This window comes from Rhodococcus sp. IEGM 1302 (genome assembly GCF_030056935.1).
Lineage (GTDB): Bacteria > Actinomycetota > Actinomycetes > Mycobacteriales > Mycobacteriaceae > Rhodococcus_F > Rhodococcus_F qingshengii.
Genome location: NZ_JASHKY010000018.1, coordinates 100,904 through 110,871 on the forward strand (window position 1 = coordinate 100,904; position 9,968 = coordinate 110,871).

The 9,968-nt window shown below is 61.7% G+C and carries 5 protein-coding genes; 2 read left to right on the forward strand and 3 right to left on the reverse strand.

The genetic code is table 11. The features are described 5' to 3' along the window. Position 1: 1 nt before the first annotated feature. Together QM609_RS21470 and QM609_RS21475 are read right to left on the reverse strand one after the other, a co-directional pair. Positions 2-5,485, reverse strand: coding sequence for an ATP-binding protein (locus QM609_RS21470; RefSeq protein ID WP_050656664.1), 5,484 nt, complete (start codon positions 5,483-5,485; stop codon positions 2-4). 542 nt (positions 5,486-6,027) lie between these two features. Continuing rightward, positions 6,028-6,801: a hypothetical protein gene (locus QM609_RS21475; protein WP_228232746.1), complete on the reverse strand. Its 774-nt coding sequence runs from the start codon at positions 6,799-6,801 to the stop codon at positions 6,028-6,030. A gap of 215 nt (positions 6,802-7,016) precedes the next feature. On the opposite strand from QM609_RS21475, the gene QM609_RS21480 reads away from it, so the two are divergent. Together QM609_RS21480 and QM609_RS21485 are read left to right on the forward strand one after the other, a co-directional pair. Continuing rightward, entirely contained in the window at positions 7,017-7,748 is a 732-nt protein-coding gene (locus QM609_RS21480) for a GNAT family N-acetyltransferase (RefSeq protein ID WP_050656656.1), read from the forward strand. 53 nt (positions 7,749-7,801) lie between these two features. Further along, complete coding sequence (locus QM609_RS21485; protein WP_050656655.1) at positions 7,802-8,776, forward strand: sigma-70 family RNA polymerase sigma factor; 975 nt, start codon at positions 7,802-7,804, stop codon at positions 8,774-8,776. A gap of 91 nt (positions 8,777-8,867) precedes the next feature. On the opposite strand, the gene QM609_RS21490 is transcribed toward QM609_RS21485, so the two are convergent. Beyond that, the gene (locus tag QM609_RS21490) at positions 8,868-9,278 is read right to left on the reverse strand and encodes a VOC family protein (protein ID WP_042923411.1); all 411 of its coding nucleotides are present in this window, start codon (positions 9,276-9,278) and stop codon (positions 8,868-8,870) included. Positions 9,279-9,968: the final 690 nt, after the last annotated feature.

Genomic DNA, 9,968 nt, shown 5'->3' on the forward strand with positions numbered 1-9,968 from the left:
CTTACTGCGCGAGTGCGCGCTTCATGCCGCGTTCGACTGCTGCGATGATCTGCGGGCGCAGTTCTGCGGCAGGGACGATCTCATCCACCGAGCCGACCTCTCGGGCCCGCTGGATGTTGTGGATCGCTTCGAATTCGGATGCCACTTCGCCGAGCTTGTCGGAGCGGACGGCGATGCGCTGAGCGTTCAGTTCTACGCGCAGATGTGCTTTCTCCGTGTCATCCTTGGCTGCTGCCAAGTCTGCCTCCAGTTGCTGCACCTTCGGGTCGTTGTTGGTGCGGGTGTTCACCTCACGGGTGAAGACCACTGCGGCGGCGGGGGCGCCGCCGAGTACCGACGCGAACGAGCCTTCGACAGCAAGAACTTCCATGTTGTCGTTTAGCGCACCGGAGAACACGACGAACGCGCCGCCGTGGTAGCGGGAGACGACGCAGAACACGATCGGTCCGTCGAAGTTGACGATGGCGCGGCCGATCTCGGCGCCGTACTCGAGCTGGATGTTGCGCAGCGACTCCGGGGAACCGTCGAAGCCGGACAGGTTGGCCAGCACCACGATCGGACGGTTGCCGCTCGCAGCATTGATCGCGCGAGCAGTCTTCTTCGACGAGTTCGGGAACAGCGTTCCCGACGTCCAGGTGTCGGGACCGTCGGCGGGGAAGTGCCCCTTACGTGGGATCGCGCGGGATTCGATGCCCACCACTGTGACCGGATGTCCGGCGAGGTGCGCGTCCAGAACGACCGACGTGTCGGCGCCGGCCATGTCGGCCCAACGCTCGAGAACAGAGTGGTCCTGGTCGACCACCGAACGCATCACGGTGCGAATGTCGAAGGGCTTCTTGCGATCCGGGTTCTTCGCCGAGGAGAAGATGTCGCCGACCGTCTCGAAGTCGCTCGACGGGTGGGTGTGCGGGAAGCTACGCACGTCGCGATCGACGGGGTCCGTCGTCGCTGCGCGGCGCGGGAACCGTTCGCCGGGAGCGAGGTACGAGTGTGCGTAGTGACGGAACAGGATCTCGCACGCCGCAGTGAGGTCGGGGGCCCAGTACTGCGCCTGGCCGTTGGGGCCCATGACGCGGTCGTAACCACCGATACCGAAGTTGTCCTCGGCCGACACACCACCGGAGTAGTCGAGAGACTGCTTGCCGGTCAGCACCATCGCGCTGTCCGGGGTCATCACCAGAATGCCCTTGGTGTGCATCAACATGGTGGCTTCGGCGTTCCAGTAGGGCTGAGCGCCGACGTTGATGCCCGTGACGACGATGTTGATCTCGCCGCCGTTCTGGGTGAAGGTGATGATTCGGCGCAGGCCGCGGGAGACCCAGTCCATGTTCTCGGTGCCGCTCTCCATCGAGATGGTGGCACCGGAGGACAGTGCGAACCACTCGACCGGAGCGTTCAACTTCTCGGCCAGGTCGATGGCAGCGACGACGCGTGAGCATTCGGCCTCGGCCACGGTACCGAGCGCCTTGGTGGGGTCACCGAAGAGCGCGACACGGGTCATTCCCTCGGGATAGCGCGGCGTCGGCGTGTTCACGAGGCCGACGACGATGCCGGCCTTGTTGAGACCGTACGGACGCTCGACAGGTGACAGGACGCCCGCTTCGTCGAAGTCGTGCTCGACGAAGGTGCCCTTGGTGCCGGTCAGGAGTGGAATCAGCTCGTACGGGTACACAGTTCCGCGTGCCCGCGAACTCTGGACCTTCTGGGCGTACGCGTCGAGGGGGAGCAGCGGTTCGGTGGGAGGTGTGGTCTTGTTGATGACCACACCGGCACCCGCGCGGTAGGAGAATCGCAGCGCAACTTCCTTGGGCGCGCCGCCCTTTCGGTCCTTCAGCCGAGTGATGAGCGTGATCTCTTCGAGCCCGGCGCCGACGGTCAGTCGGGCTGCGTTCTGAGCGATCACCGAGAACCGCTCGCTGGGAACGTCGGCGACCGGCCACACGTAGAGCACGACGCGGTTGGCTGCGAGTCGACGCTTGTCGCCGCGCTGGGACTGCGCCCGACGGATACCGTCGAGGCAGGCAGCGAGCGTGCGCTCGATGGCCGGGAGTGCAACCATCTGACCTTCGTCGTCGAGTTGCGGTGTCACGTCGCGGATTTCGGCCAGAGCGATCAGGCGCTCGTCCTTCGGATTCTCCTTGGCCGAGAGGTGGAACAGGTAGGTGTTCTCCGGAGCCGGGAGGCGCTTTCCGTTGAAGTTCTTCAGGCGCCACATGTCCAGACGCTGACCCGTGAGCGGATGCATGTCGCGGATGATGTGGTCCTCGACCAGTTCGCCGTCGACGGGGCGGAAGGTGACCCACCGGACCGGATCCCCGTTCGGGTTGCAGATGATCACCGTCGCGCGGCGAGACCGTGTGATCGTCTCGTTGCGCGAGAGTTCGGTGCGCAGCGTCTCGACGAGCGCGTCGCCGTCGGCGGGCTGATCAGGCCAGTCGAGGTAGATGTCGACTACCAGCCCGCGACCGGATGGAGCATCCTGCGCGATCGTGGCGACATCGTCGAGAGCCGTACCGAGAGCATCGAATTCGGCCACCGTCGAGACCAGATGCAGCCCGTCGCCCTTGAGGTCGAAGTTACCGGTTACGAAACGGCGGTCGACGTGCTCGAAAACGCGGACGTCTTCGAACGAGTGAATCTTGTAGTAGCGACGCGTGATGACCTCGAGCAGAGGGCCGCCATCGCGGTTGCCGAGGCCGATCTTTCGACCCAACAGGTCCAGGAGCGGTTCGGGAGTGGCGACGAGATTGGCGATTCGCTCGTCGAAATCTGCAGCGTCCGGCTGCTCTTCGAGGTAGGCGAGGTTGCCGCGTACTCCGTCGTAGACGTCTTCGCGAACCTTGCGGATGCGCGGCTCGTCGAAGAACCGGAAGCGAAGGTTGCGGGCGACGTCGCCGATGACGGGGTAGCGGACCTGCGTCGCGACGATGAGTCGATCGAGAACCTCGTTGAGCTCCTGCGCCGAGCAACCGGGAGCCTTGTCGCCGACGAGCCAGCCTTCGAGAAGTGCTGCAATGACCGGGATCTGGGCTTCCATGCGCTGCAGAGCCAGGAAGAGTCGGTACACCGCTTCCTCGACGGCCTGGCGATCTTCCAGATCGGTGACGTCGTAGTGGCGAAGTGCCCGTTCGAGTCTCGTGCGGAACGACGCCGGCAAACCTTCGCGCTCGGAGTCGAGTGAGTGCAGGAAGGTGTGGAAGTGCTCGCGGGGGCTGTGGACGGATTCGTCCTTCGCGGACTCACCCGAGGTGGGCTTGTTGCGCGAGAGTTCGCAGATGTCGGCAAAGGTGGTCAGCACAGCCAGTTCGGCCTGTACCAGTTCGCGGTCCTCGGATTCGAGTGCGCTGCGAAGTGCGTCGTACTCGGCCAGAACAGCATTTGCGTGCTTACCGCTGACGTCGTAGCCACTGATCATCGCGGTCAGTGCTTCGAGCTGTGCCAATGCATCTGCGCGGGTATCGGAACCGGAAGTTGCTGCGGGAAGATCGAATTGGACTCGCGGAGCCTTCTCCGTGACAGCTTCCTCACTGACCTGGTCGACGCGCAGGAGCGGTGCGCCGGCATCGACCTGGGAGTTGACGGTAGCGAGAACCTCACGCACTTTACCCGCGTACGGAGCGCGAACCGCGGTCTCCATCTTCATGGATTCGAGCACGACCAGAGTGGATCCGGCTTCGACGTCGTCGCCGACCGCGACCGGTACTGCTACCACTACGGCGGGAGCCGGCGCGCGGACTACGCCGGCGTCGTCCTGGCTGATCTGGTGGCTGATGCCGTCGACCTCGACGAGATAGCGAGCCGGGCTCACGACGGAAACGACGTGGAAGCGGCGATCACCGATCACCAGCCGTGACTCGAAGTCACCGAGACGATCGACGTCGACCTCGATGTCTCCGGCGTCTCCGTCGACGCGGTAGCGGTGCGGGCCGATACGCCCGACGGTCAGTTTGTATGCCTGACCTTGGTAGTTGAGCTCGACGGTACGGCCGATCGCGTGATTGGCGCGTGGGCGGCCGCCACGTGCCGAGGCGAGGAAGGCCGCACGCTCGAGGGACTCCTCGGCGTCGTAAGCATCGATGGCGGTGGCGATCAGCGCGACGTCCGCGCGGCGAGTGGTGCCGGTGAGGGCGCCCGTGCGGTCGAGCCAGCCGGTATCCGCGGATGCCGAGATGACCTCGTCGCGATCGAGTAGATCGAGGAGGAACGACTTGGTGGTAGTGCCGCCGTCGAGTACGACAGTGGTTTCACGAAGGGCGGTGCGCAGACGCGCAAGCGCTTCGGAGCGGTTGCGGCCCCACGCGATGACCTTCGCGACCATCGAGTCGTAGTCGGGCGGAATGACGTCCCCGGCAGCGATGCCGGTGTCGACCCGGATGCCGGAGCCGAGCGGGAACTTGAGGAGCTGAACGGTGCCGGGTGCCGGCGCGAAATCGTTGTCGGCGTCTTCGGCGTTGAGGCGGGCTTCGACGGCGTGGCCGAATGCGGGCGGGCAGTCACCGACCAATTCGTCACCACTGGCGACCAGGATCTGCAGTTTGACGAGGTCGATTCCGGTGGTGACCTCGGTGATCGGGTGCTCGACCTGCAGGCGGGTGTTGACCTCGAGGAACGTGAAGAGCTTGTTCTCGGGCTGGTAGAGGTATTCGACCGTGCCTGCGCCCTGGTACCCGGCTGCCTTGACCAGTTCGGCGGAAACCTTCTTGAGGTGGTCCGACTGTTCTTCGGTCAGGACGGGGGAGGCGGATTCTTCGATGACCTTCTGGTTGCGACGCTGAATCGAGCAGTCGCGAACGCCCGGAGCCCAGACATTGCCGTGGTTGTCGGCGATGACCTGTACCTCGACGTGGCGTGCATCGGTGACAAGGCGTTCGAGGAAGACGACGGGGTCGCCGAAGGACCGCTCTGCTTCGCCCTGCGTGCGCTCGAGTGCAACTTCGAGTTCGTCTTCGGCCCAGACCTTGCGGATACCGCGTCCGCCGCCGCCGCTTCGGGCCTTGATGATCAGGGGATATCCGATGGACTGAGCATGACGACGAGCGTCGGCGCGCGTTTCGACCGGTCCGCCGCTCCACGGGGCGACCGGTACGCCGACCTTCTCGGCCAGGATCTTGGCGGCAACCTTGTCGCCGAGCAGGCGCATCGAGTCGGCGCTCGGGCCGATGAACGTGATGCCCAGTTTCGCGACGATCTCCGCGAAGGCGGGATCCTCGGCCACGAAGCCCCAGCCGACCCAGACTGCGTCGGCCTTGGCTGCGAGCAGTGCTCGCTCGAGTTCGGCGTAGTCGAGGTACGGGCTACCGGTGCCGGTGCTGCGCAGGGTCACGCCCTCATCGGCCTGGCGGACGAACATGGCGCGGCGCTCGGCCTCGGTGTGCAGCGCAATGACGCGAATGCCGTAGTCGTGTTCGGCGTTCAGTTCGCGTACAGCCCTGATCAGCCGGACCGCGGCCTCACCTCGATTGACCACTGCGATTCGTTTGAACATTGTCACTGCCACCGTCCTTGATGAGATTCTTCGTCACGTACGTTGCGATATGAGCCGACCGTGTCCCACATACCCGGATTCCCCGGTTCGTGAACTACGCCGCGATGCGCTGTGTTTCCCCCGGTTGCGCGTCGGCAAGTGATTGCCCTTCCGGTTCGTCGAGTCCCCTGCGCTGAAGCACTGTGTGCACCGAAGCGCTGTGTGCGCTGAGACACTGTGTGCCTTGTGCGCCACCCTGCAGGCGTGGACTCAGAACCGCTCCAATCACGAATCAGCAACATATTGTGTCTGCTTCCAGGGAATCCCTGGTTTATCTAAGAATGCAGTATGTCGACGCTCATGTCACCTGGGCGAATTGAAGAATATTAGTCAACGTGAACCACGGTTACACATATGGCGTTAAATCATTGCGGTGCAATGGAATTCGGACTTGTGACACGGATCACGATGGTAATGAAATCGGCAAGAAAGTGAATACTCACTGGTAACAAAATCGCATATTCGGAGAATTCTCTGGGTTGCTCGATTATTACTGATCGGTACTACTGGCGAGTATTTTTTATGTCCGGTCGGACCGTATTCGAGAAATCGCGTTCGATGGTTGCGATGTGCTTTGCGATCGCGTCGAGTCCTGAGGGAGGGAGGTGCAATGCGTTGCCGAGAGCAAGTGAAGTCCGCTTGAAGTGCTCCACGAGTGGTTCGTATTTCGTGACCAGTCTCAGTCTGTCGGTCCCGTTCAGGTACTTCACGCTTCCCGCGTTGTCGACGAAGTCGCTGAACTTCACGAGGAACACTGCGGGATCCGCTATCGCGCGGATGACGTGATCCTGATATCCGGCGGTGGTGTTGTCGTGCGGGTAGTCGATTGGATTGGTCACTGCCTCAACAAGTTCGGAGATTCTGTGGCCGAAGCGCGAGGCGATGAGTGTGGACGCACGTTCCTGCGCTTCGGATGCGGACATGTCGTCTGCAGTCTGGCCACCGAGGAGCGCGATGACGGCGTGTGGTCGGTCTTCGACCGTGTCGTGAAGCGCGGTTGCGCTCAGGATCTCGACATCGGAGCACCCGTACCGAAGCAGCCGCAATACATTTCGTAGGGGATGAACGATGTAGGGATCCTCGTCGGACTTGATCCCGTTCTTTCTGAACTGATCGAGGTGCGCAAGGGTCGCGACCTCCATGGCGAGCCGTAGGGTTTCACCCGAGATCGCCAGCTCGTCGACGGCGCTCTCAATGGCGAAGACCAGCGTTGCAGCGTCCATCTCCTTCAGGGGCAACTGGTCGAATGCAGACCTGATCGGGTCGGAGTTGCTCATGCCAAATAGCCTTCCGGTTGGTGAGGCGTCGCGACGAATGTCCTGGTGCAGATCTGCAATCGAGCCCTGATTGACGCCGGAAATACAGGTCGAGGTCAGAATCATCTTGATTCTATCCGGCGACTACGACAGCAAGTGTTCCTAGCGTTGTCATAGAGGTGGGCGGGGAGGTTCGTTCGCCTCCATCACAGGCAAATAGGGCAGGAAGAGGTTCGATGACCACGGAGGCGACCCTGGCGTCGTTTGTCGAGACAGTTGACACGGATGTCGACACCCATCCGCTGGACGATCCTGTGCGACAAGGACTTCGCGGACATCATGCGCAATTCGCTCGCTGGGCAGGGAGAGTTGCGCGATACGACCCGACGGTCGCGCCGTTTGTCGGTCATCCGCCCGAGTTGGACGCCGAGGACTGGGAGAACCTACGCACACTCGTAGGTCCTGGCGGCACAGTAGGTTTGCGAGGATTTGATCACCGCCCGCCGGAAGGGTGGCGCGTTGTGGATCAGTTCGGCTCGGTGCAGATGGACGGATCCGCACTCGAAGTCTCCGTTGATCCGTCGGTCGAACTTCTCGGAACGGGCGACGTTCCCGAAATTCTGGCATTGATCGAGCGCACCAAGCCAGGACCGTTTCTTCCTCGTACCGTCGAGATGGGCAGTTACTACGGCATTCGCGTCGACGGAAGACTTGTTGCCATGGCGGGGGAGCGGTTGCACCCTCCGGGATGGACGGAAATCAGTGCGGTGTGCACTGACAGCGACTTTCGGGGTCGAGGCCTGGGTACGACGCTGATCCGTGCCGTCGCTGCCGGGATTCGCGAGCGCGGCGAGCTGCCATTTCTCCATGCAGTGCAATCGAATACGAATGCGATCAGACTCTACGAATCACTGGGGTTCGTTCTCCGGAAGAGATCCAGGTTGACTGCGGTGCAGGCGCCTGCCTGATCGAATTCTCGCCGACGCCTGTGTTTCGGGCGCTCGGCCACTAGTCTGAACAAATGACAGTCGATCAGGCGTTGGACAGTGATTTCCTCACTCTTGCCGATCCGTACCGCCGCGAGTTGCTGGCGCACTGCTATCGCATGATGGGGTCGATTCACGACGCCGAAGACCAGGTCCAGGAGACGTTCATCCGGGCTTGGCGCGGGTTCGACGGTTACAAGGGCCAGTCATCTCTGAGGACCTGGCTCTACCGCATCGCGACGAATACCTGCCTGACCGCGCTGGAGGGGAGATCGAGGCGTCCCCTCCCGACCGGCCTCGGCGCACCTAGTTCGGACCCGGCCGACGATTTGATCGAGCGCAACGAGATTGCCTGGTTGGAACCGATCGCCGATTCTGAGTTGGGCGACGTCAATGATCCGGCCGTCATGGTCGTCAATCGCGATTCGGTCAGGCTCGCCCTTGTCGCCGCTTTGCAGCACTTGTCCGCGCGCCAACGTGCGGTTCTGGTTCTACGTGACGTTCTCCAGTGGAAGGCGTCGGAAGTTGCGGAGGCGCTGGACACCACAACCACTGCGGTAAACAGCCTGCTGCAGCGGGCTCGCGCGCAGATCAATCACATCGGACCCACCGAGGACGATCTCGTGGAACCGACTACCGAGGCTGCCCGGAAGTTGCTTCGCGACTACGTGCACAGCTTCGAGAGCTACGACGTCGAGGCCATCGTCGAACTGTTCACGCGCGAAGCCATCTGGGAGATGCCTCCGTTCGAGGGTTGGTACCAGGGCCCCGAGGCAATCGGGCAACTCATCGGAACCAAATGCCCGGCCGACGGACCAGGAGCGATGCGCCTACTTCCGACCGCTGCGAACGGTCAGCCGGCGTTCGGCCTCTACATGCGCGAGCCCGATGGTGTTCACCGCGCTTTCCAGTTGCACGTTCTCGATGTCACCGAGTCCGGGATCTCGCACGTGACGTGTTTCTTCGATCTGAGTCTGTTCGCACGGTTCGGATTGCCTGCCGAGCTGTAGGGGCCCTGCCGAGTTGTAGGGGCAAGGAGTTGCGCGAGCCCCCCAGTATGGAGGGACCCGCGCGACTGCTCGTTACTGCTGTTGCTGTGCGTTACTGCTGGGGAACAGTCGCAGCCGGGTCCATCCACATGACCTCCCAGACGTGATTGTCGAGGTCGCGGAATGCGCGTCCGTACATGAAGCCGTGATCCTGGGGCTCCATCCACTTGCTGCCGCCGGCAGCAATCGCCGCGTCGACGAAGGTGTCGACTTCCTCCCTGCTGTCGGCCGACACACACATCAGTGCTTCACGAGCTTTCGACGTGTCGCAGATGTCGTCGGCGATGAAGTCCCCGAAACGCGGTTCGTTCAGGAACATGACGGTGGCGGAATCGCTGACGATCATCGAGACAGTGTTCTCGTCACTGAACATGTCGTTGAACTCGAAGCCGAGGCCACTGAAGAATGCACGGGTAGCGACGACGTCCTTGACCGGCATGTTGACGAAGAGAAGACGAGACATTGGGTGCTCCTTGAACTCGGTTGACTGATTACTGAACGCTTCGGTTCCTGTTGGTTCCTGCTCATACAGACCGCAGTGGGCGCAGAAAGTCATCGCGAGAAGTAAAAATTCGAGAAAAGTATCGCCTGTTAACCGGCGTCAGTGCTCTGACCTGGCGATTTGGTGTTGTGTTGATCTTCGCGTAACTTTGTCCAGGTCAGAGCGACACGGACACCGACTCCCACCTGCGAGGGTGAGTGACACGAGGTTGTACGAAGTGCCTGACGAACACAATCCAGTTTTTCTTCACGGGGTTCCGGTTTGCGCCGGTGGCCAGGTTGGGATAGGCTGGAAAAGTTGCCCCGGAGCGGCGGCCATAGGGTCGTGGTGATGGTGTGTGCGTGTTCTTTGAGAACTCAACAGTGTGTCGATGAATGTCAGTGCCAAAATTTTTTTTGGTACTTCACATCCGCGAATGATCAACCGCCTCTTGGGGTTTGGTTGGTTTGTGTGTGGTGTGAGTATTTTTCGTCGGTGATTGTTCATTCTTCCGTCTGAATGGTTGCCGACACATTTTTTGCTAGTTGAGTTTTTTGCTAGTGATTTGACTCTTTTTGTCTATGACTGATTAGCCGGCCTTCGGGTTGGTGATATCTAGAGTCTTCAACGGAGAGTTTGATCCTGGCTCAGGACGAACGCTGGCGGCGTGCT

Coding starts and splice junctions, on each gene's coding strand:
- QM609_RS21470 (WP_050656664.1), bottom strand. CDS start 5,485: ATGTTCAAACGAATCGCAGTGGTCAATCGAGGTGAGGCCGCGGTCCGG.
- QM609_RS21475 (WP_228232746.1), bottom strand. CDS start 6,801: ATGAGCAACTCCGACCCGATCAGGTCTGCATTCGACCAGTTGCCCCTG.
- QM609_RS21480 (WP_050656656.1), top strand. CDS start 7,017: ATGACCACGGAGGCGACCCTGGCGTCGTTTGTCGAGACAGTTGACACG.
- QM609_RS21485 (WP_050656655.1), top strand. CDS start 7,802: ATGACAGTCGATCAGGCGTTGGACAGTGATTTCCTCACTCTTGCCGAT.
- QM609_RS21490 (WP_042923411.1), bottom strand. CDS start 9,278: ATGTCTCGTCTTCTCTTCGTCAACATGCCGGTCAAGGACGTCGTCGCT.